Here is a 17,001-nt window from a genome sequence, read left to right as displayed (position 1 = left end):
TCATGGCCCCGGCCCGTTCACTGATGGCAGACAAAAGCGCCCTTGCCCGCTATCGCCAGAAGCGCAACTTCGAAGCCACGCCGGAGCCGGCGGAGGGCGGCGAAGCGAACGAGGGCGCGCGCAGCTTCGTGATCCAGAAGCACTGGGCCACGCGGCTGCACTACGACTTCCGGCTGGAGCTGGAAGGCACGATGAAAAGCTGGGCCGTGCCCAAGGGCCCCAGCTACGACCCCAACGACAAGCGCATGGCGATGCCCACCGAGGACCATCCCATCGCGTACAACCGCTTCGAAGGCCAGATCCCCGCCGGCAACTACGGCGCCGGCAAGGTGATCATCTGGGACAAGGGCAGCTGGATCCCGCTGGAAGACCCGCACCAGGGTTACCGGGACGGCAAGCTCAAGTTCGAGATGCGCGGCCACAAGATGCATGGCCACTGGACGCTGGTGCGCATGAAGGGCCGCGGCAACGGCCGCGAGGACCCGTGGCTCCTGATCAAGGAGCGCGATCCCTTCGCCCGCCCCGCCAGCGAATTCAGCCTGGTCGACGAGATGCCCGATAGCGTGCAGGACCTGGCCGACCGGCCGCCCCCCGTCAACCTGCCCGGCCTGGCCGCGGCATCCGCGCCCGCGCCGCAAGCGCCGCGCGACGGCCCGCCAACGGGCGCGCGGAAAGCGGCCTTGCCCGCCAAGCTGCAACCCGAACTCGCCGTGCTGGTGGACCAGGCGCCACGGGACGCGGGCGACTGGATCTTCGAGGTCAAGTTCGACGGCTACCGCATGCTCGCGCGCGCGGAGGCCGGCGGCATCCAGCTGGTCACCCGCAACGGCAACGACTGGACCGCGCGCCTGCCCGCGCTGGTGAAGGCGCTGCAGGCCATGGAGTTGCCGGACGGCTGGTATGACGGCGAGATCATCATGCCGGGGCGCGACACGCCGTCGGATTTCCAGGCGCTGCAAAGCGCCTTCGACAGCACGCGCACCGAAAAGATCGCCTACTACCTGTTCGACCTGCCCTTCTGCGCCGGCCACGACCTGCGCGACGTGCCGCTGGTGCAGCGGCGCGAGGTGCTGCAGCGCATCGTCGAACGCAAGCCGCACGCCAACGTGCGCTTCAGCGCGGTGTTCGACGTGCCGGCGAAGGAACTACTCGATTCCGCCTGCCGCCTCGGGCTGGAAGGCGTCATCGGCAAGCGCCGCGACTCGGCCTACGTGGGCCGGCGCTCCAGCGACTGGATCAAGCTCAAGTGCTCGCGGCGGCAGGAGTTCGTCATCGGCGGCTGGACCGACCCGCAGGGCGCGCGCACCGGCATCGGTTCGCTGCTGCTCGGCGTGCACGAGCAGGACGGCACGCTGCGCTACGCGGGCAACGTCGGCACGGGCTTCAACGAGAAGACGCTGCGCGAGCTGCGCCAGAAACTCGATGGACGGGCGGCGGGGAAATCCCCGTTCGATGCCGGTGCCGGCCTGCCGCGCGGGGCGCACTGGGTGCGCCCCGAACTGGTCTGCGAAGTGTCGTTCGGCGAGTGGACGCGCGACGGCAAGGTGCGGCACTCCGTGTTTCACGGCCTGCGGACCGACAAGCCCGCGGACGACGTGGGCGAGGAGCCGGTGCTGCACGAAGCGCCTCCTGACAAGCCGGCAAAAGCGCCCCGCAAGGCCCCGGCGCAGAAGACGGCCGCCCAGGAAACCGCCAGCGTCACCCTGCCCGCCAACCTGCGCATCAGCAACCCGGATCGGATCGTCGACCCGCAGACCGGCACCACCAAGATCGCGCTGGTGCGCTACTACGCACTGGTGGCGCCGCTGATGATGCCGCACCTGAAGGACCGCCCCATGGCCATGGTGCGCGCGCCCGACGGCATCGAGGGCCAGCTGTTCTTCCAGAAGCACCTGGACCGCTACAAGATGGCCGGCGTGGTACAGCTCGATCCCGCCATCTTCCCGGGCCATCCGCCGATGGTGAAGATGCAGGCCGCCGAAGGCCTGCTGTCCGCCGCGCAGATGAACGTGGTGGAAGTCCACACCTGGAACGGCACGGTGCCTGCCATCGCCAGGCCCGATCGCATGACCTTCGACATCGACCCCGGCGAAGGCGTCAGCTGGGCGCAGATCCAGGAAGCCGCCATGCTGGTCCGCACGCTGTTGCAGGAACTGGCGCTGCCCGTGTTCCTCAAGACCAGCGGCGGCAAGGGACTGCACCTGGTCGTGCCGCTGAAGAAGCAGTTCGACTGGGACACGGTGAAGGACTTTTCCAAGGCGGTGGTGGACCACCTCGCGCGCACGCTGCCGGACCGCTTCGTCGCCAAGAGCGGCGCCAGCAACCGCGTCGGCCGCATCTTCATCGACTATCTCCGCAACGGCTACGGCGCGACCACGGTGTGCGCCTGGTCGGCGCGCGCCCGCCCGGGGCTGGGCATTTCGGTGCCGGCGCGCTGGGACGAACTGAAGTCGCTCAAGGGCGGCGCGCACTGGACGGTCCTGACCGTGCACGAGCGGCTGGCCGACGGCAACGCGCCCTGGGCCGACTACGAGAAGAGCCGCACGGCGCTCGCGGCCGCGATGAAGAAGCTGGGCTTCACTCCGCCCAAGGCAAGCGGAAGGTGAGGACCTCGCCTTCCTTCCGCACCACCGCGCCCTCTGCCGCCGCCAGCGCCTGCAGGTCGCCCCACGTGAGCGGGCGGTAGTTCGGTTCGCCGGCGAAGCCCTTGTCGCCTTCGCTCGGTCGCGTCGACACCTTCAGCAAGACGCCGCCGTCCTCCTCCTGCCCCGCCAGCACCATCTGCATGGGCGGCTTCAGGTGGTCGGAGGCATGGACCAGCGAGCCGGTCAGCAGCACGCGCAGCGAAGAGCGCCGCACCTTGCGCGCCACCGCGCCGACCTCGTTGCGCAGCGCGAAGCCGCGGAAGCTGAGGCTGGTGGCCAGCAGGCTGGCGCATTCGCGCGCGCATTCGTCCACCGCCACGCTGGCGGTGTCGTCGGGCGCGAGCCAGCCCACCACGTCGATGCAGGAAGCCAGCGCCGCGCGGGCGAAGCTGTTGATCTTGGCGGCGCTTTCCTGCACGTGGCCCAGGTCCGGCTGCGCCGCGCGCAGCCGGCGATCCATGACTTCGTAGATCATGCCAATGGGCTGGAGGTTGACGACGAGGTGGTGGCGCATCGAAGGCGCCAGCCGCCGCAGCAGCGCGTAGCGCGCGGCCTCGGCCTCGCGGGAAGGCAGCGCCGCCTCGAGCCGGTCCGGTTCGGAAGCAAGCATGCGTCGAGGGTAACAGCGCCAGCGTCGCTGTCAACGGCGCTCGCTGCTAGTAGCCCTGCGTCGGGTTCGTCACTGTCATCGGCAGCGGCGCTGGCGCTGGAGTGGGCGCCGGCGTGCTCGCCGGTGCCGGCGCTGGCGTCGCGGCATTGCCGGGAGCCGGCGCAGGCGCCTGGTTGCTGGCGTTGTTGCAGGGCAGGCATTCGCCCGGATCACCGCCACCGCCGCCGCAGGCAGCCAGGGCCGCCTGGAACAGCACGGCCAACGTGAGATGAGGCCTCATGGGCACCTCCACACGGCAGCGCCCTCCCTCTCCGCGGGGCTGCCTGGGCCGTTGGATGCAAATGGCCGGGCCAACGTTCCGGCTCGGCGCAGGAAAGCGCTTGCGCGCGGGCGCGAGCCGTCCTACGCGGGCGCGTCGCAGGCTCTTCGATACTTTCGGCCTGTCTACCCGGGAGTCATTCCATGCAGAAAACCTTCATCGCGCTCGCCCTGTTCACCGCCACCGGCCTGGCCTTCGCCGCCGTCGACAAGGCCGACCAGAAATTCATGGAGAAGGCCGCCGGCGGCAACATGGCCGAAGTGGAGGTCGGCAAGATGGTCGAAGGCAAGGCGCAGGACGCCAGCGTCAAGGCTTTCGGCTCGACGCTCGTCAAGGACCACTCGGCGGCCAACGACGAACTGAAGGCCCTGGCCTCCAGCAAGGGCGTGACGCTGCCAAGCTCCCTGCCCAGGGACGAACAGAAGAAGGTCGACAAGCTGAACAAGTCGAAGCACTTCGAGAAGGACTTCGTGAAGGACAGCGTGAAGGACCACAAGAAGGACATCAAGGAGTTCGAGAAGGCGAGCAAGGACGCCAAGGACCCCGACGTGAAGGCCTGGGCCACGAAGACATTGCCTACGCTGCAGGCCCACCTGCAGACCGCGGAAGGCCTGGAAAAGGACGTCAAGGGCAAGTAAGTCCCTGCTTGCGGGAACGCGCTCTGGACAAGGGGCGGGACGACTCGGTACCATGTCGCGCCATGCCGGGGCGCATCGTCTACCTCGACCCCGAAGTGAAACCGCCGGAATACCGCGTTCCCCGAGGCCGCAGCGGTGTCGGTGCGCAGTCCGCGCTGGAAACGCTGCTGCAGGACCTCGAGCGCATCCGCCGCGCCAGGGAAGCCTACGGCGAGGTTCCGCGCGGGTCGGACGAGCTGCAGTTCCGGTTCTAGTTACGTCCTCGACACCGCGCGGGTGTCGACCAGCTTCACCAGCGCATCGATATCGACCGGCTTGACCAGGTGGTGGTCGAAGCCCGCCTGGCGCGAACGCTCGATGTCGTGCGGCTGGCCCCAGCCGGTGATGGCCACCAGCATGGGCGCGCGGCCCGCCGGCAAGGCCCGGATGCGGCGGCAGGCTTCGAAGCCGTCCACCTTGGGCATGCCGATGTCCAGCAGGCCGATGTCGGGCGCGAACTCCGCCACGGCCTGCACCGCCGCCTCGCCGTCCTCCACGCGCCGCACCGTGTGGCCCATCAGGTCCAGCAGCGTGGCCAGCGACTCGGCGGCATCGACGTTGTCGTCGGCCACCAGGATGCGCAGGCCACCGCCCACCGTGGCGGCCGGCGGCTGCGCTTCGTAGCGATCGCCGGAATGAGGCAGCGTCTCGGCCAGGGGCAGCTGCACCACGAACTCGCTGCCCCGGCCCGCGCCTTCGCTGCGCGCGCGCACGCTGCCGCCGTGCATCTGCACCAGCTTGCGCGTGAGCGACAGGCCGATGCCCAGGCCGCCGCGCGACCGCGACAGCGCGGGCTCTTCCTGCGAGAACATCTCGAACACGCTCTCCAGCCGGTGGGGCTCGACGCCGATGCCGCTGTCGGCCACGGTGACGAGCACCTCGCCGCCTTCCTTCACCACGCGCAGCTCGATCTGGCCGCCCGGATCCGTGTACTTCGACGCGTTGGCCAGCAGGTTGATGAAGATCTGCGACAGGCGCGCGCGATCGCCGTCCACCAGCAGATGCGCGGGCGGCTGCACCACGGTGAGCTTGTGGCCGGCGCCATCCATCTGCGGCTGCACCGTTTCCAGCGCGTCGGCCAGCACTTCGTCCAGCGGCACCAGCGCGCGCTTCAGCTCGATGCGGCCCTGGTTGATGCGGCTCACGTCCATCAGGTCGCCGATCAGGCGGCCCATCAGGTGCACCTGGCGTTCGATCACGTCGGAAGCCCACTGCACTTCGGTGCCGCCGCTGCCCTTGAGCTTGAGGAAGTGCACCGCATTGCGCACCGGCGCCAGCGGGTTGCGCAGTTCGTGCGCGAGCGTCGCCAGGAATTCGTCCTTGCGCCGGTTCACCTCGAGCAGGCGCGACTCGCTCGCACGCAGTTCGGCCGTGCGCTCGGTGACGCGCTGGTCCAGCGAGTCGTTCAGTTCCTGCAGCCGGCCCTCGGCGCGGCGGCGCTCCGCCACCTCAGCCAGCAGCAGGCGGTTGGCCCGCTCCAGCTCCACGCCCTTGCGATGCAGTTCGGCGAACACGGCCACCTTGCTGCGCAGCACCGCTGCGTTCACCGGCTTGTGCATGTAGTCCACGGCGCCGGTGCCGTAGCCTTCCTGCACGTGCTGGTCGCTGTTGTAGTAGGCGGTGAGGAAGATGATCGGAACGCGCGCGGTCTTGCGGCGCTCCTTGATCAACTGCGCCAGCTCGAAGCCGCTCATGCGCGGCATCTGCACGTCCAGGATCAGCAGCGCGAACTCGTCGGTCACCAGCGACAGCAAGGCCTCGTCGCCGGAAGTCGCCCGCACCAGGCGGTAGCCCGGGTCGTCCAGGATCGACTCGAGCACCTGCAGGTTGCGGGGCTCGTCGTCGACGATCAGGATGTTGACCTTCTGGCTCATGGGCACGCTCTTCAGCGGAACAGCCAGACCCGCATCAGCGACAGCAGCTGGTCGGTGTTGACGGGCTTGGAGATGTAGTCGCTGGCTCCCGCTTCCAGGCATTTCTCGCGGTCGCCCTTCATGGCCTTGGCCGTGAGCGCCAGGATCGGCAGGGTGCGGAAGGCGGTGTCCTTGCGGATCTCGCGCATGGTCTCGTAGCCGTCCATCTCCGGCATCATGATGTCCATCAGCACCATGTCGATGCCGGAGGTTTCCTTCAGCATCTCGATGGCCTGGCGGCCGTTGGTGGCGCTGATCACCTGGACCTCGTGGTTCTCCAGCAGCGAGGTCAGCGCGAAGATGTTGCGGGCGTCGTCGTCCACCACCAGCACCTTGCGGCCCTGCAGCACCTCCGAGGAGTTGTGCAGCTTGTCCAGCATTTCCTGCTTGTGCGGCGGCAGGTGCGTGACGACGCGGTGCAGGAACAGCGCGGTTTCGTCCAGCAGGCGCTCGGGCGACTGCACGTCCTTCAGCACGATGCTCTTGGCCATGGTGTGCAGCTGGCCGTGCTCCTCGTCGCTCAGGTCCTTGCCGGTGAACACCACCACCGGCACTGCAGCCAGCTGCGGCTCGGTGCGCATGGTCTCCAGCAGCTCGAAGCCGGTCATGTCGGGCAGGCGCAGGTCCAGCACCACGCAGTCGAAGGACTGCTTGCGCATGGCTGCCAGCGCGGCGTCGCCGCTGCCGGCGGTGGCGATGTCGATGTCGTCGTAGCCCAGCAGCTCCACCACGGCTTCGCGTTCGACGTCGTTGTCCTCCACCACCAGCAGGCGCTTGGTGCGCGGCTGGGTGAATTCCTTCAGGCGGTCGAAGGCCGCTTCGAGGCCCTCGGTCGTCGGCCCCTTCAGCAGGTAGTTGAAGGCGCCGTGCGCCAGGCCGTGCTGCCGCTCTTCCTCCAGGGTCACGATCTGCACCGGGATGTGGCGCAGCGCCGGGTCGAGCTTCACCTGGTTCAGCACCGTCCAGCCCAGCATGTCGGGCAGGAAGATGTCCAGCGAAATGGCGGTCGGCAGGTACTGGCGCGCCAGCGACAGGCCGACGGCGCCCTTGTTCGCGACCAGGCCCTTGAAGCCCTTGTCGCGCGCCAGCCCCAGCAGGATGCGGGCGTAGTGCGGGTCGTCCTCGATCACCAGCAGCACGGGGTCGCCGGGCTGGATGGTCTCGCGGTCATCGGGCACGAGCTCCTCGCGCGCCACCGGCAGCGTGATCACGGTCGTCTCTTCCGACTTGGACTTGCGCACGCTCACGGTGGCCTGGTCGGAGCCGACATAGTGCAGCGGCAGGTACAGCGTGAAGGTGCTGCCCTGGCCCGGCACGGACGACAGCTTGATCTCGCCGCCCAGCAGGAAGGCCAGCTCGCGGGAAATTGCGAGGCCGAGGCCGGTGCCGCCGTACTTGCGCGAGGTGCCTGCGTCAGCCTGCTGGAAGGCTTCGAAGATCAGGCGCTGCTTCTCCACCGGCACGCCGATGCCGGTGTCCTCCACCGCGAAGGCCACCACGTGCTGGGTTTGCGACAGCACCGGGTGGTCGACGCTCCAGCCGGCTTGCGCCAGCTTCACGTGCACTTCCACGTGGCCCTGCCCGGTGAACTTCACCGCGTTGGACAGCAGGTTCTTCAGGATCTGCTGCAGGCGCTTCGGGTCGCTGTCCATCGTGCGCGGCAGGTCCTCGCTGAAGCGCAGGCGGAACGGCAGGTTTTTCTGCTCGGCGACGTGGCGGAAGTTGCGGTCCAGGCTTTCGCGCAGGCCGGAGAAGGTGATCTCCTCGATGTCCACCGTCACCGTGCCCGACTCGATCTTCGACAGGTCCAGGATGTCGTTGATCAGGTTCAGCAGGTCGGAGCCGCTGGAGTTGATGTTGCGCGAGAACTCCACCTGCTTGCCCGTCAGGTTGCCGGCGGCGTTCTCCGCCAGCTGCTGCGACAGGATCAGGATCGAGTTGAGCGGCGTGCGCAGCTCGTGCGACATGTTGGCCAGGAACTCCGACTTGTACTTGGAGGTGAGCGCCAGTTCGGACGCCTTTTCCTCCAGCGCGCGGCGCGCCTGTTCCACTTCGGAGTTCTTGCGCTCCACTTCGGCGTTCTGCTCGGCGAGCAGGCGGGCCTTGTTCTGCAGCTCCTCGTTGGTCTGCTGCAGCTCGGTCTGGCGGGCCTGCAGTTCCACCGTCAGCTGCTGCGACTGCTTCAGCAGGCCTTCGGTGCGCATCGTCGCCTCGATGGTGTTGAACACCGCGCCGATGCCCAGGGCCAGCTGGTCCAGGAAGTTCAGGTTCACCGTCGTGAAGGGCTGCAGCGAAGCCAGCTCGATCACCGCCTTGGTCTGGTTCTCGTACCGCACCGGCAGCACGACGACGGACAGCTTCGCCGACTCGCCCAGGCTGGAGGAGATCTTCACGTATTCCGCCGGCACGTCGGTCAGCAGGATGCGGCGGTTCTGCAGCGCGCATTCGCCAACCAGGCCTTCGCCCAGCTTGATCGTGCTGGACAAGGCCACGCTGCCGGTCTGGGCGTAGGTGGCGAGCATCATCAGCTCGCCGGCGTTCTCGGCGATGTTGCCGTGGTAGATGCTGCCCTGGTGCGCGTTGACCAGCGGCGCCAGCTCGGACAGCAGCGTCTTGCCCACCGCGTTCAGGTCGCGCTGGCCTTGCAGCATGCCGGTGAAGCGCGCCAGGTTGGTCTTCAGCCAGTCCTGCTCCCGGTTGCTTTCCGTGGTCTCCCGCAGGTTGGAGATCATGGTGTTGATGTTGTCCTTGAGCTCGGACACCTCGCCCTTGGCATCCACCTGGATCGAACGCGTCAGGTCGCCCTTGGTCACCGCGGTCGCCACTTCGGCGATCGCTCGCACCTGCGTCGTCAGGTTGGCCGCCAGCAGGTTCACGTTGCCCGTGAGGTCCTTCCAGGTGCCCGAGGCGCCCGGCACGTTGGCCTGGCCGCCCAGGCGCCCGTCCACGCCCACTTCGCGCGCCACGTTGGTCACTTGGTCGGCGAAGGTCGCCAGCGTGTCGGTCATGCCGTTGATGGTGTCGGCCAGCGCCGCCACCTCGCCCTTGGCCTGCACCGTCAGCCGCTGGGTCAGGTTGCCGTTGGCCACGGCGGTCACCACCTTCACGATGCCTCGCACCTGCTCGGTGAGGTTGGACGCCATGAAGTTCACGTTGTCGGTCAGGTCCTTCCAGGTGCCGCCGACGCCGCCCACCTGGGCCTGGCCGCCGAGCTTGCCTTCTGTCCCCACTTCACGCGCCACCCGGGTCACTTCGCCGGCGAAGGAGTTGAGCTGGTCGACCATCGTGTTGATGGTGTTCTTCAGCTCCAGGATCTCGCCCTTCACGTCCACCGTGATCTTGCGGTTCAGGTCGCCGCGCGCCACGGCCGTCGTCACCTCGGCGATGTTGCGCACCTGCGAGGTGAGGTTCGCGCCCATGGTGTTCACCGAGTCGGTCAGGTCCTTCCAGGTGCCGGCCACGCCCGGCACCACGGCCTGCACGCCCAGGCGCCCTTCGGTCCCCACTTCGCGCGCCACGCGCGTCACCTCGGAGGCGAAGCTTCGCAGCTGTTCCACCATCGTGTTGATGGTTTCCTTCAGCTGGAGGATTTCGCCGCGCACGTCCACGGTGATCTTCTTGGACAGGTCGCCGTTGGCCACGGCGATCGTCACTTCCGCGATGTTCCGCACCTGGTTCGTCAGGTTCGAAGCCATCGAGTTGACGTTGTCGGTCAGGTCCTTCCAGGTGCCGGCGACGCCAGGCACCGTGGCCTGGCCGCCCAGCTTGCCTTCGGAACCCACCTCGCGCGCGACCCGCGTCACTTCGGAAGCGAAGGCGGAGAGCTGGTCCACCATCGTGTTGATGGTTTCCTTCAGCTGGAGGATTTCGCCCTTCACGTCCACCGTGATCTTGCGGCCCAGGTCGCCCCGCGCGATGGCGGTGGCCACGTCCGCGATGTTCCGCACCTGGCCGGTGAGGTTGTTGGCCATGGAGTTCACGTTGTCCGTGAGGTCCTTCCACGTGCCGGCGACACCCGGCACCTGGGCCTGGCCGCCCAGCTTGCCTTCGGTCCCCACCTCGCGCGCCACCCGCGACACTTCGGCGGCAAACGCGTTCAGCTGGTCCACCATCGTGTTGATGGTTTCCTTCAGTTCGAGAATTTCACCGCGCACGTCCACCGTGATCTTCTTGGAGAGGTCGCCGTTGGCCACGGCGATCGTCACTTCCGCGATGTTCCGCACCTGGTTCGTCAGGTTGGACGCCATCGAGTTGACGTTGTCGGTCAGGTCCTTCCAGGTGCCCGCCACGCCTTCCACCGCGGCCTGGCCGCCCAGCTTGCCTTCGGTGCCCACTTCGCGCGCCACGCGCGACACCTCGCCGGCAAACGAGTTCAGCTGGTCCACCATGGTGTTGATGGTTTCCTTCAGTTGCAGGATCTCGCCGCGCACGTCCACCGTGATCTTCTTGGAAAGGTCGCCACGCGCGATGGCGGTGGCGACGTCGGCGATGTTCCGCACCTGGTCGGTGAGGTTGCTCGCCATGAAGTTCACGTTGTCGGTCAGGTCCTTCCAGGTGCCGGCGACACCGGGTACCTGGGCCTGGCCACCGAGCTTGCCTTCGGTCCCCACTTCACGGGCCACCCGGGTCACTTCGGAGGCGAAGCCGTTCAGCTGGTCCACCATCGTGTTGATGGTGTTCTTCAGCTCCAGGATTTCGCCCTTCACTTCCACGGTGATCTTCCGCGACAAATCCCCCCGCGCCACGGCCGTCGTCACTTCCGCGATGTTCCGCACCTGGCCGGTGAGGTTGTTCGCCATCGAGTTGACGTTGTCGGTCAGGTCCTTCCAGGTGCCTGCCACCCCGCGCACGACCGCCTGGCCGCCCAGCTTGCCCTCGGTACCCACTTCGCGCGCCACGCGGGTCACTTCGGAGGCGAAACCGTTCAACTGGTCCACCATGGTGTTGAGCGTGTTCTTCAGCTCGAGAATCTCGCCCTTCACGTCCACCGTGATCTTCTTCGACAGGTCGCCGTTGGCCACCGCCGTCGCCACGTCCGCGATGTTGCGGACCTGCGCCGTCAGGTTGTTGGCCATGGAGTTCACGTTGTCCGTGAGGTCCTTCCACGTCCCCGCCACGCCTGGCACCTGCGCCTGGCCACCCAGCTTGCCTTCGGTACCCACTTCCCGCGCCACCCGCGACACTTCGCCGGCGAAGCCGTTCAGCTGGTCCACCATCGTGTTGATGGTGTTCTTCAGTTCGAGGATTTCGCCGCGGACGTCCACGGTGATCTTCTTCGAGAGGTCACCCCGCGCCACGGCGGTCGTCACTTCCGCGATGTTCCGCACCTGGTTCGTCAGGTTGGACGCCATCGAGTTGACGTTGTCGGTCAGGTCCTTCCAGGTGCCGGCGACACCTGGCACCTGCGCCTGGCCACCCAGCTTGCCTTCGGTACCCACTTCGCGCGCCACCCGCGACACCTCGGAGGCGAAGGCGTTCAGCTGGTCCACCATCGTGTTGATGGTGTTCTTCAACTCCAGCACCTCGCCGCGCACGTCCACCGTGATCTTCTTGGAGAGGTCGCCGTTGGCCACGGCCGTCGTCACTTCGGCGATGTTCCGCACCTGGCCGGTGAGGTTGGACGCCATGAAGTTCACGTTGTCGGTCAGGTCCTTCCAGGTGCCCGCCACGCCTGGCACCTGCGCCTGGCCACCGAGCTTGCCTTCGGTGCCCACTTCGCGCGCCACCCGCGTCACTTCGGACGCGAAGCCGTTCAACTGGTCCACCATCGTGTTGATGGTTTCCTTCAGGGCCAGGATCTCGCCCTTCACTTCCACCGTGATCTTGCGCGAGAGGTCGCCCTTGGCGATGGCGGTCGCGACGCCGGCGATGTTCCGCACCTGGCCGGTGAGGTTGGACGCCATCGAGTTCACGGAGTCCGTCAGGTCCTTCCAGGTGCCGGCAATGCCGGGCACCTGCGCCTGCCCACCGAGCTTGCCTTCGGTACCCACTTCGCGCGCCACACGGGTCACTTCGGACGCGAAGCCGTTCAACTGGTCCACCATCGTGTTGATGGTTTCCTTCAGCTCCAGGATCTCGCCCTTCACGTCCACGGTGATCTTCCGCGACAAATCACCCCGCGCCACGGCCGTCGTCACCGTGGCGATGTTCCGCACCTGCGAGGTGAGGTTGTTGGCCATGGAGTTGACCGAGTCGGTCAGGTCCTTCCAGGTGCCGGCCACGCCTGGCACCACGGCCTGGCCGCCGAGGCGGCCGTCGGTGCCCACCTCGCGCGCCACGCGGGTCACTTCAGAAGCGAAGGAGCGCAGCTGGTCCACCATGGTGTTGGTGGCTTCCTTCAGCTGCAGGATTTCGCCGCGCACGTCCACGGTGATCTTCTTCGACAGGTCGCCGTTGGCCACCGCGATGGTCACTTCGGCGATGTTCCGCACCTGCGCGGTGAGGTTGCCGGCCATCTGGTTCACCGAGTCGGTCAGGTCCTTCCAGACGCCCGACACGCCCTTCACCTTGGCCTGGCCACCCAGCTTGCCTTCGGTGCCCACTTCGCGCGCCACCCGGGTTACTTCGGAAGTAAACACCGAGAGCTGGTCGATCATGGTGTTGACCAGCTTGGCGGAGCGCAGGAACTCGCCCTTCAGCGGCCGGCCATCCACCTGCAGCTCCATCGGCTGCGCGAGGTCGCCCTTGGCGACGGCGCCGATGGTGCGGGCGATGTCGGTCGTCGGCCGCACCAGGTCGTCGATCAAGGTGTTGAGCGAATCGACCTGCGCCGCCCAGCTGCCGATGGCGCCCGGCGCGGAGATCCGTTCCGCCAGCCGCCCTTCGCGGCCCACGGTGCTGCTGACGCGCGCCGCTTCATGCGTGATGCGGTCGGCGTTGGCGATGCTGCGGTTGAAGGCTTCGGCGACGCGCGCGTCCACGCCGGCCCAGTCGGTCGGCAGGCGCGCGCTGAAGTCGCCGCTGGCGAAGGAAGTGAGGGCGGCAAGCAGCTGGCGCGAGCGGGCGTCGAGGGCCTCGTTGCCCAGGGTCTGGATCGGTGGAATGGTGGCGGCAGCGGCCGGCTGGCGCGCTGCCCCCCGGGCCGGGGATTTCGCGGATTTCTTCTTGCCGGCGGGCGCGATGACCTGGTCCATGGAACGTCTCCGAAGAGGAGGACTTCACTGCGGCTGCCGCCGTGGCGCGAGCGAGGGCCGCGTGAAGCGAATGTTTGAAACTGCTACTACGGTCGCGTAGTGTCCGCGTGAATTTCTGAAGTGCGGGTAGGACAGCGCCGACACGCGTGCCAGCGCAGAGCTACAGCTGGTAATTAGTCGCGTTGCCGGACGGGCGATGTGGATTCGTCCACACTCAGGCATTGCCAAGGTCCTCACATGGAAGAACTGGTCGCCCTCCTCACCCGCCACGGGCTGGCCGTGGTGTTCGGCGTGACCCTGGCCGCGCGCATCGGCGCGCCGGTGCCGGCTGCGCCCCTGCTGGTGGTGGCCGGCGCCCTGGCCCGGATGGACCAGCTCTCGGCCTGGGCCTGCATCGCCGTGTCGCTGGCCGCCAACCTGGCCGGCGACGCCGTCTGGTTCTGGAGCGGCCGGCGCTGGGGCCACCGGGTGCTGCGCGTCTTGTGCCGCATCTCGATGTCGCCCGACTCCTGCGTGAGCCAGAGCGAGTCGCTGATCCTCAAATGGGGCGGCCATTCGCTGGTGGCCGCCAAGTTCGTGCCGGGCGTCTCGGTGGTAGCCGCGCCGATGGCCGGCGCACTGGCGATGCCCTGGTCACGCTTCCTGCTGTTCGGCCTGTTCGCCGGCGCGGTGTGGACTTTGGCATTCCTGGGCCTGGGCATGCTGTTCAGCGCACAGGTGGGCCAGGTGCTGGCCCTGCTCGCCGAGGGCGGCGTGATCGCAGGTGCGGCGGTGGTGCTGGTGGTGGTGGCCTTGCTGGCGCGGCGCTGGTGGCGCCGGCGCCGTTTCCGGCGCGAAGTGGCGATACCGCGCATCACGGTGCAGGAGCTGCGCAGCCTGATGCAGGACGGGCGCGCGCCGGTGGTGATCGACGTGCGCGCCCGCGGCAGCACGCAGGCCGACCCGCGGCGGATCCCGGGCGCGCGGGCCGTCGAACTGAACGCGATCGAGGCCCTGGCCCCGGAACTGCCCCAGGATCGCGAGATCGTGCTCTATTGCAACTGTCCCAACGAGGCTTCGGCCGCGCGCGCTGCAGTGCTGCTGGCGGGCAAGGGCGTGCAGCGGGCCCGGCCGCTGGCCGGGGGGCTGGAGGCCTGGTGGGCGGCGGAGCCGGCCCTGTCGCTTGCGTGATTGGCGCTGGCCCGCATTCAAGTTCCAATCCCCGCAGCCCCACCAGGAGAGCCCATGTTTGCCGACCCGTCCCCGCGCGCCCAGGACCTGCTGCAGCGCCTGCGCCAGTTCTTCGACCAGCACATCTACCCGAACGAGGAGCGCTACCACCGCGAGATGGCGGAGTTCCGCCGCCAGGGCGACCCCTGGCAGATCGTGCCCCTCATCGAGGAGCTGAAGCCCAAGGCGCGCGCGGCCGGCCTGTGGAACATGTTCCTGCCGCACCCGTACAAGGGCCAGGGCGGGCTGTCCAACCTGGACTACGCGCCGCTGTGCGAGGTGATGGGCCGCGTCGTGTGGTCCGGCGAGGTGTTCAACTGCTCGGCGCCCGACACCGGCAACATGGAGACCATCGAGCGCTACGGCACCGAGGCCCACAAGGAGCAATGGCTGCAGCCGCTGCTGGCCGGCGAGATCCGCTCCGCCTTCCTGATGACCGAGCCGCAGGTGGCCTCTTCCGACGCCACCAACATCCAGTGCTCGATCCGCCGCGACGGTGACGAATACGTCATCAACGGCCGCAAGTGGTTCTCGTCCGGCGCCGGCAGCCCGCACTGCCAGATCTTCATCGTGATGGGCAAGACCGACCCGGAAGGTCCGCGCCATGCGCAGCAGTCGATGGTGCTGGTGCCGCGCGACACGAAGGGCGTCACCGTGCTGCGCCACCTGTCGGTGTTCGGCTACGACGACGCGCCGCACGGCCACATGGAAGTGCTGCTGGAGGACGTGCGCGTGCCGGTCTCCAACATCCTGCTGGGCGAAGGCCGCGGCTTCGAGATCGCGCAAGGCCGCCTGGGCCCGGGCCGCATCCACCACTGCATGCGTTCCATCGGCGCGGCGGAGCGCGCGCTGGAGATGATGTGCGACCGCCTGCAGTCCCGCATCGCCTTCGGCAAGCCGCTGGCGGAGCAGTCCGTCTGGCACGAGCGCATCGCCGAGTCGCGCTGCATGATCGACCAGGCGCGCCTGCTGACGCTGAACGCGGCCTGGAAGATGGACACCGTGGGCAACAAGCAGGCGCGCGCCGAGATCGCGATGATCAAGGTGGTCGCGCCCAACATGTCCTGCAAGGTGGTCGACTGGGCCATCCAGGCCCACGGCGGCGGCGGCGTCAGCCAGGACTTCTGGCTGGCCGAAGCCTATGCGCACCAGCGCACGGTGCGCCTGGTGGACGGCCCTGACGAAGTGCACCGCAACGCGATCGCGAAGCTGGAACTGGGGAAGCGGGCGGCCGCTCGCCGGTAGGTTTGTGGCGGGGCGTTGAATCTCTCAGCGTTCCACGCCCCCCGCCATCGTCCGCTTGGCGATGTTCACCAAATGGATCTGGCTCGTGCCTTCGTACAGGCGGAACAGCCGCACATCGCGGTAGAAGCGTTCCGCCACGTTGCCAGCCAGGTAGCCGCTGCCCCCGAAGACCTGCACCGCGCGGTCGGCGACGCGGCCGCACATTTCCGAGGCGAACAGCTTGCACATCGACGCTTCCATCGTCACGTCGATGCCGTCGTCGCGCTTGCGCGCCGTCTCCAGCACCAGCGCGCGCGCCGCATGCACTTCGGTGTTGCTCTCGGCGATCAATTGCTGCACCAGCTGGAAGTCGCCAATGGGCTGCCCGAACTGCTTGCGGTTGCGGGCGTGCTTGACCATCTCTTCCACCAGCCGCACCGCCGGGCCGACGCACAGCGCCGCCAGGTTGATGCGCTGCTTGTTCAGCGTCTTCATGGCCGTGCGGAAGCCCTGGCCCTCGACGCCGCCGACGATCGCTGAAGCCGGCACCCGCACGTTCTCCAGGATCACCTCGCCCACCGGCGAGCCGGCCTGGCCCATCTTGCGATAAGGCGCCGACGTCGACAGGCCGGGCGCGCCGCGCTCCACCAGGAAGGCCGTGATGCCGCTGCCGCCCTTGGCTTGCGGATCGGTCCGGGCGAACACGGTGAACAGGTCGGCGATCGGTGCATTCGTGATGAAGCACTTCTTGCCGTTCAGGACGTAGGCGGCGCCATCGCGCACCGCAGTCGTCTTCTGCGCCGTTGCATCGGAGCCGGCCTCGGGCTCGGTCAGCGCGAAGCAGCCGGTGACGGCGCCGCTCGCCAGCCGCGGCAGGTAGTTCTCCTTCTGCGCCGGCAGGCCGTCGACCACCAGCGACTCCGACGCGATGCCGGTGTTGCCGCCGAAGCGCGCGCGGAAGGTGGTAGCCACCTGCGACACCTCGATGTTGACGAGCGCCAGTTCCTCGGTTGTCAGGCCCGCGCCGCCGTATTCGGCGGGGATGCTGTGGCCGAACAGGCCCAGCTCGCGCATGCGCTGCACCACCGCTTCGGGAATGAGGTCCTCGCGGTCCACCTGCTCCTCGATGGGCAGGCATTTGCCACGGACGAACTGGCGCACTTCGGCCAGCAGGGCCTGGAACTGGGCAGGGTTACGGATCATGGCCGCAGTGTGGCGGCCCACGCGCGCGGGCGGCGCATCCGCCCATGCAAAGCATCTTTTCGCAAATG

At 67.9% G+C, this 17,001-nt stretch carries 10 protein-coding genes; 5 read left to right on the top strand and 5 right to left on the bottom strand.

Features of this window, described 5'->3' with window-relative positions; all coding sequences use genetic code 11:
- Positions 1 to 23 precede the first annotated feature (23 nt).
- Positions 24 to 2,606, top strand: coding sequence for a DNA ligase D (gene ligD, locus HHL11_RS28180; protein ID WP_169421925.1), 2,583 nt, complete (start codon positions 24 to 26; stop codon positions 2,604 to 2,606).
- Here the strand turns inward: ligD and HHL11_RS28175 are convergent.
- Positions 2,578 to 3,255 carry a hypothetical protein gene (locus HHL11_RS28175; RefSeq protein ID WP_169421924.1) on the bottom strand — a complete coding sequence of 226 codons (678 nt, stop codon included), beginning with the start codon at positions 3,253 to 3,255 and terminating at the stop codon, positions 2,578 to 2,580. The two genes, ligD and HHL11_RS28175, sit on opposite strands and share 29 nt — an antisense overlap.
- 46 nt (positions 3,256 to 3,301) lie before the next feature.
- Positions 3,302 to 3,535 (bottom strand): hypothetical protein, encoded by a 234-nt coding sequence (locus HHL11_RS34210; protein WP_205964674.1) that lies wholly within the window; start codon positions 3,533 to 3,535, stop codon positions 3,302 to 3,304.
- A gap of 182 nt (positions 3,536 to 3,717) precedes the next feature.
- Between HHL11_RS34210 and HHL11_RS28165 the strand changes: the two genes are divergently transcribed.
- Both HHL11_RS28165 and HHL11_RS28160 read left to right on the top strand, forming a co-directional pair.
- Positions 3,718 to 4,212, top strand: coding sequence for a DUF4142 domain-containing protein (locus HHL11_RS28165; RefSeq protein WP_169421923.1), 495 nt, complete (start codon positions 3,718 to 3,720; stop codon positions 4,210 to 4,212).
- A 62-nt stretch (positions 4,213 to 4,274) separates the two neighbouring features.
- Positions 4,275 to 4,466, top strand: a complete 192-nt coding sequence (locus tag HHL11_RS28160) for a hypothetical protein (RefSeq protein WP_169421922.1) — start codon at positions 4,275 to 4,277, stop codon at positions 4,464 to 4,466.
- On the opposite strand, the gene HHL11_RS28155 is transcribed toward HHL11_RS28160, so the two are convergent.
- A complete protein-coding gene (locus HHL11_RS28155) occupies positions 4,467 to 6,125 on the bottom strand; it encodes a response regulator (protein ID WP_169421921.1) in 1,659 nt (552 codons plus the stop codon).
- Positions 6,126 to 6,136: 11 nt separating this feature from the next.
- Complete coding sequence (locus HHL11_RS28150) at positions 6,137 to 13,297, bottom strand: HAMP domain-containing protein (protein ID WP_205964672.1); 7,161 nt, start codon at positions 13,295 to 13,297, stop codon at positions 6,137 to 6,139.
- Positions 13,298 to 13,534: 237 nt separating this feature from the next.
- On the opposite strand from HHL11_RS28150, the gene HHL11_RS28145 reads away from it, so the two are divergent.
- Positions 13,535 to 14,467: a DedA family protein/thiosulfate sulfurtransferase GlpE gene (locus HHL11_RS28145; protein WP_169421920.1), complete on the top strand. Its 933-nt coding sequence runs from the start codon at positions 13,535 to 13,537 to the stop codon at positions 14,465 to 14,467.
- 54 nt (positions 14,468 to 14,521) lie between these two features.
- Positions 14,522 to 15,751 carry an acyl-CoA dehydrogenase family protein gene (locus tag HHL11_RS28140; protein WP_169421919.1) on the top strand — a complete coding sequence of 410 codons (1,230 nt, stop codon included), beginning with the start codon at positions 14,522 to 14,524 and terminating at the stop codon, positions 15,749 to 15,751.
- 24 nt (positions 15,752 to 15,775) lie between these two features.
- Here the strand turns inward: HHL11_RS28140 and HHL11_RS28135 are convergent, their stop codons facing one another.
- Positions 15,776 to 16,933 (bottom strand): acyl-CoA dehydrogenase family protein, encoded by a 1,158-nt coding sequence (locus HHL11_RS28135; protein WP_169421918.1) that lies wholly within the window; start codon positions 16,931 to 16,933, stop codon positions 15,776 to 15,778.
- Between the last annotated feature and the right edge of the window lie 68 nt (positions 16,934 to 17,001).

The organism is Ramlibacter agri (assembly GCF_012927085.1).
Taxonomy (GTDB): Bacteria; Pseudomonadota; Gammaproteobacteria; order Burkholderiales; family Burkholderiaceae_C; genus Ramlibacter; species Ramlibacter agri.
Note: the sequence above shows the minus strand (reverse complement) of the source record. Positions and strands in the feature narration are given on the sequence as shown.

Bases quoted from the DNA above. Each gene is read 5' to 3' on its own strand.
- ligD (WP_169421925.1), top strand. From the start codon at position 24: ATGGCAGACAAAAGCGCCCTTGCCCGCTATCGCCAGAAGCGCAACTTC.
- HHL11_RS28175 (WP_169421924.1), bottom strand. From the start codon at position 3,255: ATGCTTGCTTCCGAACCGGACCGGCTCGAGGCGGCGCTGCCTTCCCGC.
- HHL11_RS34210 (WP_205964674.1), bottom strand. From the start codon at position 3,535: ATGAGGCCTCATCTCACGTTGGCCGTGCTGTTCCAGGCGGCCCTGGCT.
- HHL11_RS28165 (WP_169421923.1), top strand. From the start codon at position 3,718: ATGCAGAAAACCTTCATCGCGCTCGCCCTGTTCACCGCCACCGGCCTG.
- HHL11_RS28160 (WP_169421922.1), top strand. From the start codon at position 4,275: ATGCCGGGGCGCATCGTCTACCTCGACCCCGAAGTGAAACCGCCGGAA.
- HHL11_RS28155 (WP_169421921.1), bottom strand. From the start codon at position 6,125: ATGAGCCAGAAGGTCAACATCCTGATCGTCGACGACGAGCCCCGCAAC.
- HHL11_RS28150 (WP_205964672.1), bottom strand. From the start codon at position 13,297: ATGGACCAGGTCATCGCGCCCGCCGGCAAGAAGAAATCCGCGAAATCC.
- HHL11_RS28145 (WP_169421920.1), top strand. From the start codon at position 13,535: ATGGAAGAACTGGTCGCCCTCCTCACCCGCCACGGGCTGGCCGTGGTG.
- HHL11_RS28140 (WP_169421919.1), top strand. From the start codon at position 14,522: ATGTTTGCCGACCCGTCCCCGCGCGCCCAGGACCTGCTGCAGCGCCTG.
- HHL11_RS28135 (WP_169421918.1), bottom strand. From the start codon at position 16,933: ATGATCCGTAACCCTGCCCAGTTCCAGGCCCTGCTGGCCGAAGTGCGC.